Consider the following 18269-nt stretch of genomic DNA (forward strand, 5'->3'; position numbering starts at 1 on the left):
GGGAGGCGCGCGTGGCCAAAGCCAGAAACATCCTGTTCATCATGTTCGACCAGCTGCGCTGGGATTATCTGAGCTGTTACGGGCATCCGCATCTGCACACTCCGAACATTGACCGTTTGGCCGCCCGTGGTGTGCGGTTTGACCGGGCCTATATCCAGTCGCCGATCTGCGGCAGTTCCCGCATGTCCACCTATACCGGGCGCTACGTGCATTCCCACGGTGCGTCGTGGAACGGCATCCCGCTGAAAGTGGGTGAGATCACGATGGGCGATCATCTGCGCAAGGCCGGAATGGACTGTTACCTTGTCGGCAAGACCCATATGCGCGCCGACGCCGAAGGCATGGCTCGGCTGGGGCTGGAACCTGACAGCCTGATCGGGGCCCGCGTGGCCGAATGCGGCTTTGATGTTTTCGAGCGAGACGACGGAATGTTGCCCGAAGGGCCAGATGGCTATTACGACCCGGACGGCGCGAAGGAATACAACAAGTATCTGACTGCCAAAGGGTACGAGAGCGATAACCCATGGCACGACTTCGCCAATTCCGGTCTGGATGCCGAGGGCAACGTTTTGTCCGGCTGGTTCCTCAAGAACGCAACCGAGCCCGCGAATATCGCCGAAGAGGATAGCGAAACGCCCTATTTGACCGGGCGCGGTATGGAGTTCATGGAAACCCATGAAGGCCCATGGTGTTGCCATCTGAGCTTTATCAAACCCCATTGGCCCTACATCGTGCCGGAACCCTATGCCTTGATGTACGGCCCCGAACATGTGCTGCCGGTTGTGCGATCCGAGGCAGAACGCCAGACCGCGCATCCGGTGCTGAAGGCATTCATGGACACCAAGATCGGCCAGACTTTTTCTCGTCAGGAGGTCCGCGAGGCCGTGATCCCCGCCTATATGGGCCTGATCAAGCAGGCCGATGACCAGATGGGCCGCCTGTTCGACTGGATGGAACAGACCGGGCGGATGGACGACACGATGATCGTTCTCACCTCGGACCACGGGGATTTTCTGGGCGATCACTGGATGGGTGAAAAAACCTTCTTCCACGATGCCTCGACCAAGATGCCGTTGATCATCTACGACCCATCGCCCGAGGCTGATGCGACCCGTGGCACCGTCTGTGATGCGCTGGTCGAATCCATCGACCTAGCGCCTACTTTTGTCGATGTGGCCGGAGGGGAAGTGGCCAACCATATCCTCGAAGGTCATTCCCTGCTGCCAATCCTGCATGGGCAGGTGCAAGAGGTGCCACGGGACGTGGTGATTTGCGAATACGACTATTCCGCCTCACCCATTGCCGAGCGGCTGAACGCTTCGGTCCGGGATGCAGTGATGTTCATGGTCGCCAACAAACGCTGGAAACTGATCCATTGCGAGGGCGGGCACCGCCCCATCCTGTTCGATCTGGAAAACGACCCGCAGGAACTGATCGATCTGGGCGACAGCGCCGATCATGCCAAGGTGATCGCCGAGATGTACGAGCATCTGTTCGCCTGGACCCGCCGCCCGTCGCAGCGCACGACCCGGTCGGAACAGCAATTGATCGAGATGCGAAGCAAAAGCCGGGGCAGGGGGATTGTCTTGTGGGTTTACGACGAAAACGAGATGCCGCTGGACCTGACGGTCAAGTACCGCAACCGCAAGGCAAAACCCTACAAAACCTACCTGAAAGACTAGCTGCGCCGCGCTTTCCATTGCACATAGCGCGCCATGCTGCGTTCCAGCAGGTTCGGCGCTTTACCATCGTCCAGATGCAACCCGCCGCCGCCCGCGCGATACATCTCGGCAAACACATCCAGCACTTTGGATTTGACCATTCCGCGCAGGGGGACATGGGCCATCATGCCATAGGTCGCCGCCCCGCCGGTCTTGGCAAGTTCGGGATTGGCGCGCACGGTGGCGACGGCCTGCGCCAGATCAGACAGGTATTCCCCGGCCACATGCAGGTGCTTGGCGGTGACCATACAGTGGATGCCATCGGGGTTTTGCACCCGGTTGATGTTCCAACCCGCCCGTTCTAACTGATCCGCCACGGCGTAGATGTTCAGCTTTGGATCGCTTGAACCATAAGCCAGCAACGGCCCCTGCGGGTTGCCCAGAATGCGCAGCCCTTCGATGGCGGTGATACCTGCTTTCAGCTTTTCGACCGCCTCGGTCGTGTCTTTGGCCAGCCGACAATACCCCTCGACCCCCAGTTTCTGCATCACCGCCCATGCGGCGGCATAGGCTCCGCCCGGTCTTGTACCCAGCAGAGCGGGTGAGGCGAACACCCCTCCGGGCCAGTCCTGACAGATGAACATCTGGTGCTTCAGCAGGTCCAGATCGCGGTAGAGGATGGTCGAGGCCCCCTTGGCCGCATAACCGTATTTGTGCAGATCGGCCGAGATCGAGGTGACGCCCGGAACCCGGAAATCCCAGTCGGGCAGGTCGACCCCGTTCCGCTCCATAAACGGCAGGATCAGCCCGCCGACGCAGGCATCGATATGCAGGGGGATGCCTTTGGACTGGGCAATCGCCCCCGTTTCGGCAATCGGGTCGATGGTGCCATGCGGGTATTCCGGGGCCGAACCCAGGATCATGACCGTGCCCGCGTTGATCATCCGCTTAAGCCGGGAAATGTCGGTCGCATAATCCGGTGTCATTGGCAGCAGGCGCGCCTTGACCCCGAAATATTCCGCCGCCTTGAACCATGCCACATGCGCCGTCTTGGGCAGGATCATATTGGGCCGCGTCACCTTGCGCCGTTTGCGCGCCATGTCGCGATAGGTTTTGACCGCCATCAGGCAGCTTTCCGTCCCACCCGCCGTCACAACGCCGCACGTGTCCGGCCCGCCATGCAGCAACCCGGCCATGGTCGAGATGATCTGGGTCTCCATCCGTTTCAGGCTTTGAAACGCGGCAGGGTTCAGGCCGTTGGCGGAAGAAAACGCGCTGTAGGCCTTGGCGGTGAAGGCGTCGTGGTCGTCATCCAGATGGTAAACGAGGCTCCAGGTCCGGCCATCGCGGTAATTCGGGTCATCCTTGGCAAAGGATTTGAGCTGGTCCAGTATCTCACCCTCGGGGCGGCCCGTTTCCGGTAGTTTCTGATGGTCCATATCCTATCCCCCTTGGGCCAGCAGCAGCGCCAGTGAAATGCCCAGATAGTTCCCGATGGCAAAACCCAGAATGCCTGTCGCCATGCCCGACATCAAGATCGCCGGGTTGCGCAGGCTGCGCGATATCATGGGCACGAAAGCAGGTGACATGACGGCGGCGACCGAGGTGATCAGAAACGTGTCCCGATCCACCCCCGCCAATCGCGCCAGCAGCGCATGCAGGGCAAAACTGCCAAAGGTTGCGATCAGGACAAACCCCAGAACGGCCAGATCCAAGTCGCGCAGCTTTGCCAGATCCATCGAGGCCGCAACGCTGAACGAAAATACATAAAGCAGATACATCCCCATATGCGGCGCGGCCCGGTTTTGGCGTAAGGACGGGGCCAGGGATCCCAGAATGCCCAGCGTCGTCAGCAGAACGACGATCATCACCTGCGGCGCGGCGAAGGTGACGAAAGGGGCCAAGGTCAATGCCGCACCGACACACATCGAGGCCCCAAGCAACGCAATCAGCCCGTGGGCGATCCAGTTAGGCCGGGTGGCCTCGGCCGGTTCCGGGGGATTGGTTTCAACGCCTCCGGCAAAGGGTTTCAGGAATCGCCCAAACACCACAGGAGCCAGCGTCAGCACAAACAGCAGGTAGGCCGCGCCGACAACGGTATCGACGGTGGCGAACAGCAGATAGCGACCCTCGGGGATATCCAGCGCCAGTTTGATCGCGCCCATATTGGCCAGCCCGCCGGTATACATACCGACGGCCATACCCGACAGCTGCTCGGCCTGTTCGGTGCCGCCTGCGTTGAACACGTAAAACAGACCGGTAGCCACAAGACTTACCGACAACACGGCCAACGCCATGGACAAAAGGGCTGATCCGGCGATCCGACCCCAGGCGCGCAGATTGACGCCAAATAGCAGCAGCGGAAGGGCAAGCCCCAGGCTGGCCTCGATCACGCTGTTGCGGATATGCTGGGCCGGTTCGGGTTGCAGGCCCGACAAACCCAGCGCCAGACCACCCATATAGCACAGCACAATCGGCCCCAGCCGCCCGGCCAGCGCCCAATGCCGCGCCAACAGCATCAGCGCGGCAGGCGCGAATACGTAGATCAGTGCAAACACCGCAATCTCTGGCTGCATGACTGTCCTCTCCCCTGTGGTCGAGACTAGGCAGCCCGACCTCAATGGCGCAAGGTGGCGTGACGTAAGGTTCGCTGCGTGTTGGGGTATGGAAATCCGGGCCTCTGTGCCCGATGAGCGGTTGATTAAATCTGCGCCAATTGCCTCAAAGGCGGTTCACCCCCCGGCGGTCACCGGGTAGAAGGTTCGCCAAGAGCAGTTACCGGAGAGTAAAATGGCCACGCCCAAACCCGTAGTCCTGTGCATTCTCGATGGTTGGGGATTGTCCGAGGACACGCAGGCCAACGCGCCTTATCTGGCGAAAACGCCCACCTTCGATGCGATCATTCAGGGCCCGCATGCCACGCTGATCACCCACGGCCCGGATGTGGGTCTGCCCAGCGGGCAGATGGGCAATTCCGAGGTTGGCCATACCAATATCGGCGCGGGCCGGGTTGTGGCGATGGATCTTGGACAGATCGATCTTGCCATCGAGGATGGATCCTTCTTCGACAATGAAACGTTGCAGGATTTTATCGCCAAGGTGAAGGCGGCGGGTGGTACGGCGCATCTGATGGGTCTGGCCTCGGACGGCGGCGTGCATGGCCATGTGAATCACATCGTCGCTGCGGCCAAGGCAATCACCGATGCCGGGGTGCCGGTCGCGTTGCACGCGGTGACAGACGGTCGCGACGTTGCCCCGAAATCGGCTTTTGGGTACATCGCCGAGCTTGAGGATCGCCTGCCCGAAGGCGCCCGCATCGTCACCGTCAGCGGGCGCTACTTTGCCATGGACCGCGACAACCGGTGGGAGCGTGTGTCAGAGGCGTATAACGCCATGATCAACGGTCGGGGCCGCACGGCCAGTTCCGCGCATGGGGCGGTCGATCACGCCTATAACCAATCCGAGACTGATGAATTCATCTCCCCCACGGTGCTGGACGGCTATAAGGGTGTCAAAGACGGCGACGGGTTCTTTTGTCTGAACTTCCGCGCCGACCGCGCGCGGGAAATCCTGCGCGCCATTGGCGAGCCGGGCTTTGCCGATTTCGACACTGGCCCGCGCCCGGCGCTGTCGGCCTTGCTGGGAATGGTCGAGTATTCCGACGGCCACAACGGTTACATGACAACGGTGTTCCCGAAACGCGCCATCGTCAACACGCTGGGCGAATGGGTGGCCAAACAGGGCCTGCGCCAGTTCAGGCTGGCGGAAACCGAGAAATATCCGCATGTGACCTTCTTCCTGAATGGCGGCAAAGAGGTGCCCGAGGCAGGCGAGGACCGCTTCATGCCCAAATCGCCCAAAGTGGCGACCTATGATTTGCAGCCCGAGATGTCCTCGGTCGAAGTGACCGCCAAATTCGTCGAGGCGATAAAGGCGGGCTATGATCTGATCGTCACCAATTACGCCAACCCGGATATGGTTGGGCATACAGGCGATTTGCAGGCTGCGATCAAAGCGTGCGAAGCGGTGGATCAGGGTCTGGCACAGGTTGTCGAGGCGTTGAACACAGCCGGTGGCGCGATGATCGTCACCGCCGATCACGGCAATTGCGAAATGATGGTCGATCCGGAAACCGGCGGGCCGCACACGGCGCATACGCTGAACCCGGTGCCGGTTGCTCTGGTCGGTGGCCCCGCAGGTGCCGCGTTGCGAAGCGGGCGATTGTCGGATCTTGCGCCAACGCTTCTGGACCTGATGGACCTGCCCAAACCCCCTGAAATGACCGGGGAAAGCCTGCTGTCATGAGAGGTCTGGCCGTCGCAGTCGCGCTGTGTCTCGCCGGTTCGGCGACGGCCCAAAGCAATCCGTCTGAGGCGGCGCTGGCAGCGGCCGAGATGCTGGAACAGGCCTCGGTTTCCCTGACCGAAGCCGACAGCGCGCGGGATCGCGTGCGGGCCCTGACCCAGACGATCCAGGCCTACGAGGCCGGACTGTCCGCCATGCGCGACGGTTTGCGCATGGCCGCCACGCGTGAGGCGCAGCTGTCCGCCGAATTGCGCGCCCGCGAAAAGGATGTGGCGCAGCTGCTGGGTGTGTTGCAGACGATCGAGACCACCGCACCGCCGGTTCTGATGCTGCACCCTTCCGGTCCCCTCGGGGCCGCGCGCACCGGCATGATGCTGTCCGAGGTCACACCGGGCCTGAACGCCAAGGCCGAAGCTCTGGCGCGTGATCTGCAAGAGGTTCAGACCCTGCGCCTGTTGCAACAGGACGCCGCCGAAACCCTGACCGAAGGCCTGACCGGTGTGCAATCGGCCCGCACCCGTCTGAGCGAGGCGATTGCCGACCGGACCGACCTGCCGCAGCGCTTTGTCGAGGATCCGATCAAGACGGCGATCCTGATCTCGTCCACCGAAACGCTGGACGGGTTTGCCAGCGGATTGTCCGAAATCTCGGAAGGGGAGATTGCGGCCACCAATGCCAGCGTCTCGGGTCGCAAGGGTGATATATTGCTGCCGGTTCAGGGCATTCTTCTGCACAGGGCAGGCGAAACCGACGCTGCGGGCGTGACGCGCCCCGGTCTGGTCCTGGGCACACGGCCCCGCGCGCTGGTGACTGCGCCCACTGCGGCAACCATCCGTTATCGCGGCCCGCTGCTGGATCTTGGAAACCTGATTATTCTGGAACCGCAACCGGGGCTTCTGTTCGTTTTTTCCGGCCTGCAAGAGGTCTATGGCGACATCGGACAAGTGATCCCCGAAGGCACACCGGTTGGGCTGATGCCCGGTGAAACCCCGGAAATCGGCGCTATTTTGTCAACAACTGGTGATGGCACTGGAACTGACCGGTCAGAAACGCTCTATATAGAGGTAAGAGAAGACAACAGCCCCGTGGACCCGGAATCGTGGTTTCGGACCAGCAAGGATGGATAAACGAGTATGAAGAAATTTGTGATGGCCGGACTGGCCGGAACCGTGGCAGGCATCATTGCAACCACTCAGATTGCAGGCCCGTTGCTGGCGCAAGAGGCCGAAAAGAAGGCCGATGTGTATCAGCAACTCGACCTGTTCGGTGACATCTTCGAACGCATCCGCGCGCAATATGTCGAAGAGGTCGAGCCCGAGGAACTGATCGAAGCGGCAATTGACGGCATGCTGACCTCGCTGGATCCGCATTCCAGCTATCTGTCGCCCGATGATGCTGAACAGATGCGCGTGCAGACACGGGGCGAGTTTGGTGGCCTTGGCATCGAAGTCACGCAGGAAGAAGGCTTTGTCAAAGTTGTCTCGCCCATCGATGACACGCCCGCCGATGAGGCCGGGATCGAGGCCGGGGATTTCATCACTCATGTGGATGGCGAAAGCATTCTGGGCCTGACATTGGACAAGGCCGTTGAGCTGATGCGCGGGCCGGTGGGCTCCGAGATCATCATCACCGTTGTCCGCGAAGGCGAGCCCGAGCCCTTCGATGTCACCATCATCCGCGACACGATCAAACTGACCGCCGTGCGCGCTCGCACCGAGGGCACCAGCGTGGTGCTGCGCGTGACAACCTTTAACGATCAGACCTTCCCCAACCTGCAGGCCGGGCTGGAAGAACAGATCGCCGAAGCCGGTGGTATCGACAAGGTCAATGGCGTGGTTCTGGACTTGCGCAACAATCCCGGCGGTCTGCTGACGCAGGCGATCCGGGTGTCGGACGCGTTCCTGAACGAAGGCGAGATCGTCTCGACCCGTGGCCGCAACCCGGAAGAGGGCGAGCGGTTCAACGCAACCCCCGGTGATCTGGCCGAGGGCAAACCCATCGTTGTTCTGATCAACGGCGGCTCGGCCTCGGCCTCGGAAATCGTGGCCGGTGCCCTGCAGGATCACCGCCGCGCCATCGTGGTCGGCACCAAGAGCTTTGGCAAAGGCTCGGTCCAGACGGTTATGCCGCTGCGGGGCGACGGGGCGATGCGCCTGACCACCTCGCGCTATTACACGCCGTCGGGACGCTCGATCCAGGCGCTTGGCGTCAGCCCGGATATCATCGTCGAACAACCACGCCCGCAGCCCGAAGCCGAGGAGGAAGAGGAAAACCGCTTTACCCGGTCCGAGGCCGAACTGCGCGGCAGCCTGGACAATGACAGCCTGAGCGAGGACGAGATTCGCCAGATCGAAGAAGACCGCGCCAAAGCCGAAGCCACCGCTGAACTGCGGGAAGAGGATTACCAGCTGGCCTATGCCATCGACATCCTCAAGGGCCTGTCGGCCTTCAATCCAAACGGGCCTTCGCAGTAGGGCGCTTGGACATTAGGGGCGCGGGGCGGCGTAGGGCCGAACCTCTGACCAAAAGTGTTGATCGTGTGCGAATAAGTGCGCGATCGACAACGTGTGAATGGTAGTTGTGGGTGCCAAAGCAAACGGTGTTCGTTTGGTGAATTTGCTCAAATGCCACAGGAATTTCCTATCAAAAACAAATATATGAATTGTTCTCTTCAAGCCTTATGATGGTGAAGTGGTTTCGCCTTTTGCCGCGAGAGGAGACAGTTGGTGATAATCAATAGCCCGATCGATTTGGGTCGCAAATTGCAGCGCGTGGCTTTGACGAGTTTAACATTCGTAAGTTTAGCTTACTTTTTGTTGTCAGCCAGCGCACAAGCCCAAAGCTCACAGGTTTGCGCTGAATTGGGATCGCCTCGAGTAGAGTATTCATCTGGATCTGAAACTACTCTTACAAACCAAACTATCTCTACAACCGAGCGTACGTGTCTTCCAATCCCGAATGGACCGATAACGGGACTTACTATTGAAAACTCATCAATAACGTCCTCTGGGGAGATCGAGATATATGTCCCGGGTCGGAACGTAGTTCGCAGTAACGCTTCAGTATTGACCCTGCTTAATGTAGATGTCGCAGCAGGTAGTGGAGACTTTGTTTCCCGAGAAGCGCTGGCTACAAACCTGAACGGCAAGCTTAGAGTAAATCTGATCAACACTTCGATTGGATCGGGCCGATCCATGACGTTTGCGCCATTCAATGGCCAAAACATCGACCCCACCGAAGTGTACTTTCAATCCGACCGTCCGTTAACCTACGACAACCTGACGGTTGTGGGAGCAACCGAAGTCGTTTTCGGTGCATATTTTATTCAAACTCGGATTGTTGAGGCTTCTGATTTTACACTGACCAATAGTTCGATTTCTTCAACCAGCGATATGGAGATTGCCGCCGGAACAACGTTGCGCCTGGATGCGTCAAGCAGTCTTTCTTCCTTTAACTTCGACAATTTTGGCACTTTGGCGGGCAATGGCACGGTAAATGCCGTCAATTTCACGGTAAAAAACGGCGGCGTACTTTCGCCGGGCTTTTCTATCGGAACGCTCCACAACACTGGAGGGATCGCCTTTGATGCCGGATCAACCATCCTGACTGAAGTTGATCCCTTAGCCGGACAAAAAGCCGACTTGGTTACATCCACCGGTCCAGTGACCGGAATCAATCGTGCGAGGATACAGGTCGAAGCAGCTCGACCCGGTTTGTCAGCACAAGACTATGCGTCTGGCAACGATTACACAGTCTTTCAAGCTTCCAGTTTCGACGGTGACACCCCCATACTTGTTGCCGGGGGTTCCTTGCCAGCTCTCTCCAGCTTGAGTATCGCAAATGTGCCAACGGCAGACGGTAGAATTGATATAGCGTTTACGACGCTGCCCGTTTCAAGCCTGCCGCAGAACCCCCTAGTTGCAGGCTCTCCCAATGCCAGTAACCTTTCCGGAGCAGTTGCGAACACGGCAAGCACTTCGCCGGGAACCATGCTTAGCAGTGGCGCGACTTTGGGCAACGCTGTCAGCACGCTAACCAATGCTGGGTTGGCCGGGTTCAATCGGGTACATGCCGAGCCCTATTCCTCAAATTTGACAATCGGGTTGGAGCAACTGGACCTGATAACCAACGCTGTGCTTAGCCACGCAGATTGTCGCAGGTATCAATCGGTTGGCTTCAGGACCCAGGACCAACCCATTGCGTCCGGTGACATCGATGCCATCCAGAACAGGACTGGTGCAATAGACTGTGCTGATCGTCGCTGGTGGATCGATACAGCTTATGTGAGTGGCAATGTCGATGGCAGTAACGGCCTCGGAACATTCGATTATTCGCTCAGCACCATTGTGGCCGGTGCGGATGTCGTAAGTTCCGATAGAGGGGTCGTTGGCGTTTACGCAGGCGTTGGGACGTCCTCTATGGATGAGCACGATCAAGTCGATCAAGACTTTTCGACCGACAGCTATCACGCTGGTGTTTACGGTCGTACGACAACCGGAACCTGGGAATTTTCCGGGTTGATCGGATACATGTTCGGTGAAACCGACGCCAGGCGGATTAACCCTTCTCTTGATGGCTTTACTGGAGGTGAGGCAAAATCGGATCTTGACCAAGAGGGAATTCACGCCGGTGTTCAGGCAAGGAAGCTGGTCAACCTGAAAAGCGGTGCAAGAATGTCCACAGTTTTTGGATTGAATTATGGTCGCATCCGGCAAGGCTCTGGGACAGAGACCGGGGGCGGTGACTTTAACTATTCAGTTGAAAATGCGGATGCGGAGTCCCTGATCGCTTCCATTGGAATTGACTATCAACAGGACTTCTTAACCGAGAATGGTTTGCTCACACCAATAGCCTTTGCCCGCTACGAGTACGACTTCTATGCCAACAAGAACAGGGAACACGAAATCACCGTTACGAGCCCGATATTTGGGACATTCACTCAAGTCGGACAAAACCGAGGAGCCAATGGGTTCGTTCTTGGGCTGGGGCTAGGGTATCAGATGTCTGAGCAAACTAGGTTCACGGCAGGGTACAGTTATTCGGCTCGTTCCAATGGCGAAGAACATGGCCTGGGAGCAAATTTAAGCGTACTGTTCTGATCAGTAAAAAAAGCCATCGATTAAACTGCGGCTTTGTTGCGCACTGCCGCCGTTCCCGGGTGCGGTACATTCCCAGAAATATGCGAGGGTTAAATTTTAGAGTAGTTTAGTACACTGTGCTTTGTATCTGGCCTCGCAATACTTCTGGTAAGTTGCTTGCAGCAGGGCGCGGACCTTCTTCATCCCTCGATCTTGTGCAGTTTGCTTTCGTCCAGCCTCAGCGCAAGAAGAATACCGACCGAGACCGAGATGGTGGAAAAGACAAAGGCCATGCTCATGCCGCTGTTGAAGGCCGCTGAAAGGGCGGATTTGACCGTTTCGACCTGATCCGCATCAAATTTGGCCAAAACCGCGCGGGCCGAGTTTGTATCGAGTGTGCCGCCGTTGATGGCGCGCAGATCGGTGTCGGACAGGGTGATCTTGGCGGCGGCCAGTTTGTCGCGCAGGCTGGACAGGGACACCACATACATGATCGCGGTGGCGCAGGCGACGGAGATCGCTCCGTAAACAAGGTGGGTCATGAAACTCAGCCCACCGACCAGACCGGCGCGTTCGGGCTTGACCGCACAAACTGCCGCGGTGCCCGACGGACCAACCGTCAGCGTTGCCCCCAGCCCGATCATCGCCATGCCGGGCAGGATCTGGAAATACCCCAACCCGCCGGGCAGAAGCACGATGCTGGCCGAGCCGATGGTGGCCAGCATGTATCCCCAGAACAACAGCCGCTTGGGCCCGAAATCATTGTAAAGCGTCCCCGACACGATCGAGCCCACGGCCAGCAGAACGGTCAGCGGAGCAAGCCCCAAAGCCGAGGCAAAGGTCGACCAGCCAAGCACCTCTTGCATGTATTGCGGGAAATACAGCAGGGCGACAAAGGCAGCGGAGACGTTGAACATGTTCAGCCCCAGTGTGATCCGGAACTGTTTGTTCTGCATCATCTGCGGCAGTAGCAGCGGTTCCTTCACGCGTTTCTCGACCTTTGGGAACAGGAAAAACAGAACCGCGCTGACAAAGAACAAAAGCAGCAGCGGAACCGAGGTCCAACCCCAATCCGCGCCGACATCAAGCCCGTAAAGCAGAAGCAGTACGGCCAGGGACAACAGGCCCATACCGGCGAAATCGATATGCTCGCCCTGCTTGTGCTGGGTCTCGCGCTCCATCAGGACCAGCGCGGTGGCCATCGAGATGCAGGAAAAAATCACATTCGCCAGGAAGAAATAGCGCCACTCGCCCAGGTTTACGGCAAGCCCGCTGATCATCGGACCAAAGACGTTGCCCGAGGTGACGCCGGCCAGGATCAGACCCATCACCAGCGCGCGGTGTTCCTGACGCGAGACTTTGGTGGCCCCGAAAGCCAGCGTGCAGGGCCAGACGCAGCCCGCGCCGATCCCTTGCAGCGCCCGCGCGCCGATCAGGAAATCGAGGCTGGGGGCCACAAAACACATCACCGACGAAAACAGAAAGATCGTCAGGCCGATGATCATGATTTTGCGGTGGCCGTACATATCGCCAAGGCGGCCCCCGGCTACCATGGTCATGGCAAAGAACAGCGCATAGATATTCAGGACCCATTGGGTGCTGGTGATATCGGTGTCAAAGCTGTTCTCGATTGCCGGGACCAGCATCAGGGCGCCGGTAAAATCGATCCCGATGCCGAAGGCGGTCACCATCAAAGCGATGACTTTTATGATGCTGCTCCGCTCCATATCCGCACCTTTTTCGATCCTGGTGGGTCAATGATGCATGAAAAGGGCTGAAAAGATAGGGAAACCGGCCCGAGGCGGTCAGGCGTCGTCCCGGCAAATCCGGCGGAAGGCGCGTTTGAGCATCTCCAGTTCGGCGCGCAACAGCTCGACCTCGGCGCGCAGATCATCGGCGGCGGGCTCGCCCGCGATTATGGTGAAACCGCCCAGCTTTTGCGTGTTGGCCGTGTCGATGATGACAAAGCTATGAACGCCTTCGGACAGGGCGGCAACGGGAACGGGCACTGTGATGGTCCAACCGCCATCGGCGGGTGAGACCTCGACCCCAGACAAGGTTTCGCCCAGATAGCGGGCCTCGATCTGAGGCTGCGTGTCTGCCTCAAGATGGCCTTGCCAGATGCCGTTTTCAAAGCTGGATGGGGTCAAGCTGGGCTGCGTCATGTCCTGGCGTCTCACAAATCGGCGCGGTGGCGGCGGCAGAAGGTCAGATCGCGCAGAACGATGCGGTTCATGCGCGGGTTTTTAAAGATCAGGTCCAGCCAGATCTTTTCGATCCGCCGCTCGTTCAGGGGCAGATGCGCCAGATCGAAATCCACCGCCACGGGGGATACGGATAAATCCATCTGCCGCAGCACCTGTTCGGTGTTTGGCCCGTGCTGGATGTTGAGGCGTGCAAACACGCCCGAGTTCTGTTCGCTGTCAATCAACGTATCGACACGCATCAGATGTTGTTTGGTCAGATCCCGTGCGGCCTCGGGCGGCAGTTCGACGGACAGTGACAGGAATGAGCCCTCGAAGCTGAACGCCTCAACCGCCAGGCTGAACGGGGCCAGATCATCGTCGCCCCGGTTGCGGACCTGCCGCACCGCGATCTCGGATTGTGGACAGTCGTGGAACAGGGTGACCTGACTGTCAATCCCGGCCTTGCGCGGGGCCGAGGCCACACCCGGTCGGGCCAGAGGTCCGCGCCACAGGTCCGGGCGCCAGGACCAGTCGGTGCCGACGGGTTTGGGAAACTGAACCGAGCCAATCTGGGGACGGATAAGACGCCCATCGGCAATATGGATCAGCTTGTTCAGATGGGCCCGCAGCCCGCGGGCCTGATCGCGCTGAAGCCGCAGTTTGGACTGCGGCACATCCTGCGCCTGCTGCGCGGCGGTGCGCCAACGCTGCATGGCCCGTCGATGAATATAGCGATCCAGAATCCTGCCCATGGTCCCATCGTCCGAAGTTGTACCTCTTTAGTCAAAGACGCGGTGCGGGACAAACCCGGAATGGCACAGTAGGGGGCGAATATTCACCAATCCTGAAGACGCACCCCCGCAGGCCCCGATTTCGTGCCAAGAAACACCCCAAGCGTTCTTGTATTACGCGGGGCCAGTGCTTACCGTCTGCCACCTGACTTAAAGTGGGTCTTTCTTAGGAACCTCGGCGCAACAATTTCATTACAGACAAGGCCAGTGCATGGAACCCACTCTGTTTTCGTTTATTTGGAAATACTCGAAGAAACAGCAACTTGTGCTGCTGGTTCTGACCGTTTTGTCATTTCCGTTCCTGTATGCCTCGCTGGAATTGCCCAAGCAGATCATCAACGACGCCATTGGGGCGCCGGGGGATACGGTGACCCTGTTGGGGATCACTTTCACACAGGTCCATTACCTGCTGATCCTGTGTTGCGCCTTTCTGGCCACCGTGATCGCCAGCGGGCTGATGAAAATGCGCATCAACACGATGAAGGGCGTTCTGGCCGAGCGGATGCTGCGCCGGTTGCGGTTCACGCTGATCAACCGATCCATGCGGTTTCCAAAATCCTACTTTGCGACGACAAGCCAGGGCGAGCTGGTCTCGATGATCACCTCCGAGGCCGAGCCGATGGGCGGGTTGATGGGCGACGCCATTGCGCAGCCGGTATTCCAGTTCGGCCAGATGATGACCATCGTCACCTTCCTGTTCATGCAAAGCGTCTGGTTCGGGCTGGCCAGCATCGCCCTGATCCCGCTGCAGGCCTGGCTGATCCCCAAGCTGCAACGTCAGATCAACCTGCTGAACAAGGACCGCATTCAGGAGGTCCGGCACCTGAGTTCCGAGATCGGAGAAAGTGCGGCAGGGATCAGCGATCTGCGCACCAATGGCGGTTGGCGCTATCGTCTGGCGCAATTCAGCCATCGGCTGGGGAACCTGTTCGAGATCCGGTTCAAGATCTACAACAAAAAGTTCTTCATGAAGTTCCTCAACAATCTGATCACTCAGATGACGCCGTTTCTGTTCTATTCCGTCGGCGGCTATCTGGCGATCAAGGGCGAGATCACGGTGGGCGCTCTGGTCGCGGCCCTTGGGGCGTACAAGGATCTGAGCGGCCCGTGGAAGGATCTTCTGACCTATTACAATCAGGTGCAGGACATGTCGCTGCGCTGGGAAATCGTGACCGAGCGATTTGCGCCGGACAACATGATCCCCGAGCATTTGTTTGACGGCGAACCCGAGACGATCCCGCATCTGAATGGCGATATCGAGTTGCGGAACGTAACGGTGCGGGATGGTGATGGTAAAACCATCCTTGAGGACCTTGATCTTGTCATCCCCAACGGCGCGCGCGTGGCAATCCAGTCCACCCACGCGTCCGAGCGCAGCGCTTTGGGTCAGCTGCTGACGCGCGAGATTCTGCCGGTTCAGGGTGACGTGATCATGGCCGGGCACGATTTGCGCGAATTGCATCAGTCGGTTATCGCGGCCCGCATCGGATACGCCTATTCGCGCCCATATCTGTTTGACGGAACGCTGGGCGACAACCTGATGATGCCCCTGCGAACGCATCCCCAGCCTGAAAGCGACGACAAGAAGGCCCCGACGCGGCGACAGATCGAATCCGCGCGCTCGGGCAACCCGACGGACTCGCTCAGCGATGAATGGATCGATCCGGGTCTAGCGGGGTTGGAGAATATCGACGATATCCGCAATTGGTGGTTCGAGCTGGTCGAGGCGATGGGCATTGACGAATTCATGTTCCGCCGGACGCTTGGGTCGCGCTTTGATCCCAAGCTGCATCCCGTTCTGGCGCAGGAAATCGTCAATTTGCGGGACACCATTGCCGAACGCCTGCGCGAAAAAGGGTTGGACAAATATGTCTATCGGTTCGATCCCAACCGCTTTAACCCGGCTGTCCCGCTGGGCGGCAACCTGCTGTATGCAGCCCCCACACGCCATATCTCGCCCGAAAGTCTGGCCAGTGACGGGCATTTCCTGTCCATGCTCAGGGCGCATGATCTGGCCGATGACGCGATGAGCATCTCGAAGGCGGTTCTGGATACGCTGAGCCGCACCTTTGGCCGGGACGGCACCGATCACCCGCTGTTTCTGCGACTTGGGATGAGTAAAGAGATGTACCACCGCTGGCTGGACATCGAAGATCGCCGCAAGGGCAAAGGCGACGGAGAGCTGAGCGATGAAGAAAGCGCATTGCTGCTGACCGTGCCTTTCCTTCTGACCGCAGAACAGATCGGCGCGGATTTCCCCGATGAATACAAGGACAAGATCCTTGCGATCCGGCAGGGGCAGGGCGAACAATTGCGCAGTTCGATGAACGGTATGTTCCTGCCGCTGTCGCCGGACATCTATATCCCTATGCTGCCGGTTCTCGAAAACGCGCTGTATGGGCGAATCTCTCTGACCGCCGGCGTCCATGCGGGCGAGATCGAGGACGTTGTGGCCGAGGCTATGAACCAGGCCGGACTGCGGCGCCGCGCGGCGGCCATTATCTACGATCTGCCATCGGGTCTGGGCGGGAACAACCTGCCAACGGTGTTTCAGGAACGCGCCGCGTTTTCGCGCGCCGGTATCAAGCGGCCAGATGTTCTGATCCTCGACAAAGCGCTGGCCAGTCACGATTCGGAAAGCCGACTGCGCACCCGCCTGAAACTGCGCGAGCTGCTGCCGGACTCGATCATGATCTTCATGGAGGACCACTTTGCCCATCCCGAAGCCTATGATCTGTTCATCGAGATCAAGGATGGCCGGATTGACGGCGTGTCCCGTACGCAGACCCTGCACGAAGAAAGCGTCTCGGCCGATCTGAGCCGTAAGCTTGAAATCATATCGTCGACCGAGCTGTTCTCGGGCATCGACGCGCGAAACCAGCGCCTGCTGGCATTTTCGGCGCAATGGTATGATGTCGCCGCTGGTCAGATGATCTTTTCGCGCGGGCAGGTTCCGGATGCGGCGTATCTGTGCATCAAAGGCAAGGCCAATCTGGATTGGTCCGACGAGGATGGAAACCGCCGCACGATCTCGATCATCGAACCTGGTCGTCTGATCGGTGACCTGTCGATCATCACCGGAGATCTACGGCAGCTGGATCTGACCGCCACCGAGGATTGCACCTTCCTGCGCATCGGCGCGGAAGAACTGCGTGCCGTGATCGAAAGCGACGCCGGGGTTGCCGTGCAACTGCTGCAGACTGTGGCAGGTTATCTTTCCACGCTGTCTACACGTATCAACAACGCCAAGGACCCATCGGAAATCTTCCCGGAAGTTGCGACGACGCTTCAGGATGAAAGTGCGGGCCCTGATGCCTGAGCCAACGGCCTATTCCGCGCATGAGCAACTGGTCAGCGATGCCCGTGCCCGGCCCGAGCTGTGGCGGCTGTTGGCCGGGCTGGTCATCGTCATGGCGCTGTATTTGGCACTGAACTCGGTGTTGTTTGCCTTGATCGGGGGCCTGATCCCACCGTCCGAGGTCGAGGGGTTCTTGTTGGGAACCTCGACATCCGGTGCGCTTCTTTTGCTGGCCAGCTTTGGCATTCTGACCCTGGGCGTAGCCGTTGCAGCCCGGGTGATGCAGCATCGCCCGCTCAGCGCGATTCTGGGGCCGCGACGTTTGGCCGTTCATCAGTTCTTGCGCGTGTTTGTGGCCCTTGTGCTGCTTGGAATTGCGATGGCTGTCCTGCCGCCTTATGGCATGGGCGATCCACTGACGCCGAATTTGCCATTATCTGTCTGGCTGATCGTGCTGCCTTTCGCCGCCTGCGCTGTACTGATCCAGACCAGCGCCGAAGAGATCCTGTTTCGCGGCTACCTGCAACAATCGCTTGCCGCGCGGTTCAGGTCTCCGCTGATCTGGATGGGGGTGCCATCGGCCCTGTTCGCCGCCGGTCACTACGCCCCGGGTCTTGCCGGTGACAACGCCCTGATCGTGGCAGTCTGGTCTTGTGTCTTTGGCTTGCTGGCCGCTGACCTGACGGCCCGGTCCGGCACTCTGGGCCCGGCTATCGCCTTGCACTTCTTCAACAATGCGGTTGCGCTACTGTTTATCTCGCTGCCCGACACGCTGAGCGGGCTGGCCCTGTACCTGCTGCCTTATGACATGTCCGAAACCGGCATGTTGCGACAATGGCTGCTGGTGGATTTCGTCGCAATGTTTGTCGGTTGGCTTACAGCACGGCTTGCCATCAGGCGCTGATTGCATTTCTTTCCGTAGCGTCTTATTTGACGTCAACGCCGCACAA

The 18269-nt window shown here is 59.0% G+C and carries 12 protein-coding genes; 7 read left to right on the forward strand and 5 right to left on the reverse strand.

Annotation, left to right across the window (positions count from 1 at the left end; genetic code table 11):
* Window positions 1-41 precede the first annotated feature (41 nt).
* Complete coding sequence (locus tag ACR0KX_RS12495; RefSeq protein WP_480708512.1) at window positions 42-1682, forward strand: sulfatase-like hydrolase/transferase; 1641 nt, start codon at window positions 42-44, stop codon at window positions 1680-1682.
* Here ACR0KX_RS12495 and ACR0KX_RS12500 read toward each other — a convergent pair.
* Window positions 1679-3100, reverse strand: a complete 1422-nt coding sequence (locus ACR0KX_RS12500) for a pyridoxal phosphate-dependent decarboxylase family protein (protein ID WP_170622234.1) — start codon at window positions 3098-3100, stop codon at window positions 1679-1681. The two genes, ACR0KX_RS12495 and ACR0KX_RS12500, sit on opposite strands and share 4 nt — an antisense overlap.
* A 3-nt stretch (window positions 3101-3103) precedes the next feature.
* Window positions 3104-4237: a DUF819 family protein gene (locus ACR0KX_RS12505; RefSeq protein ID WP_170622233.1), complete on the reverse strand. Its 1134-nt coding sequence runs from the start codon at window positions 4235-4237 to the stop codon at window positions 3104-3106.
* A gap of 214 nt (window positions 4238-4451) precedes the next feature.
* On the opposite strand from ACR0KX_RS12505, the gene gpmI reads away from it, so the two are divergent.
* The 4 genes from gpmI (at window position 4452) to ACR0KX_RS12525 (ending at window position 11065) form a co-directional block, all read left to right on the forward strand.
* Window positions 4452-5966: a 2,3-bisphosphoglycerate-independent phosphoglycerate mutase gene (gene gpmI / locus ACR0KX_RS12510; RefSeq protein ID WP_480708473.1), complete on the forward strand. Its 1515-nt coding sequence runs from the start codon at window positions 4452-4454 to the stop codon at window positions 5964-5966.
* Window positions 5963-7093, forward strand: a complete 1131-nt coding sequence (locus ACR0KX_RS12515; RefSeq protein ID WP_170453902.1) for a peptidase M23 — start codon at window positions 5963-5965, stop codon at window positions 7091-7093. Before gpmI ends, ACR0KX_RS12515 begins: the two co-directional genes overlap by 4 nt.
* 6 nt (window positions 7094-7099) lie before the next feature.
* A complete protein-coding gene (locus ACR0KX_RS12520; protein WP_170622231.1) occupies window positions 7100-8440 on the forward strand; it encodes a S41 family peptidase in 1341 nt (446 codons plus the stop codon).
* 591 nt (window positions 8441-9031) lie between these two features.
* Entirely contained in the window at window positions 9032-11065 is a 2034-nt protein-coding gene (locus ACR0KX_RS12525; RefSeq protein ID WP_480626643.1) for an autotransporter family protein, read from the forward strand.
* 179 nt (window positions 11066-11244) lie between these two features.
* On the opposite strand, the gene ACR0KX_RS12530 is transcribed toward ACR0KX_RS12525, so the two are convergent.
* The 3 genes from ACR0KX_RS12530 to ACR0KX_RS12540 form a co-directional block, all read right to left on the reverse strand.
* The gene (locus ACR0KX_RS12530; RefSeq protein ID WP_480708474.1) at window positions 11245-12771 is read right to left on the reverse strand and encodes an MFS transporter; all 1527 of its coding nucleotides are present in this window, start codon (window positions 12769-12771) and stop codon (window positions 11245-11247) included.
* 78 nt (window positions 12772-12849) lie between these two features.
* Window positions 12850-13209, reverse strand: a complete 360-nt coding sequence (locus ACR0KX_RS12535; RefSeq protein ID WP_170453899.1) for an Ig-like domain-containing protein — start codon at window positions 13207-13209, stop codon at window positions 12850-12852.
* Between the two features lie 11 nt (window positions 13210-13220).
* The gene (locus ACR0KX_RS12540) at window positions 13221-13982 is read right to left on the reverse strand and encodes a DUF6478 family protein (RefSeq protein WP_170622230.1); all 762 of its coding nucleotides are present in this window, start codon (window positions 13980-13982) and stop codon (window positions 13221-13223) included.
* A gap of 250 nt (window positions 13983-14232) precedes the next feature.
* Here ACR0KX_RS12540 and ACR0KX_RS12545 point away from each other — a divergent pair, with 250 nt between their 5' ends.
* Together ACR0KX_RS12545 and ACR0KX_RS12550 are read left to right on the forward strand one after the other, a co-directional pair.
* Complete coding sequence (locus ACR0KX_RS12545) at window positions 14233-17340, forward strand: ABC transporter transmembrane domain-containing protein (RefSeq protein ID WP_170453897.1); 3108 nt, start codon at window positions 14233-14235, stop codon at window positions 17338-17340.
* Window positions 17333-18223, forward strand: coding sequence for a CPBP family intramembrane glutamic endopeptidase (locus ACR0KX_RS12550; protein ID WP_480708475.1), 891 nt, complete (start codon window positions 17333-17335; stop codon window positions 18221-18223). The genes ACR0KX_RS12545 and ACR0KX_RS12550 overlap by 8 nt, the downstream gene beginning before the upstream one ends.
* The last annotated feature ends 46 nt before the right edge of the window (window positions 18224-18269 follow it).

Source organism: Ruegeria sp. BG5 (genome assembly GCF_056538425.1).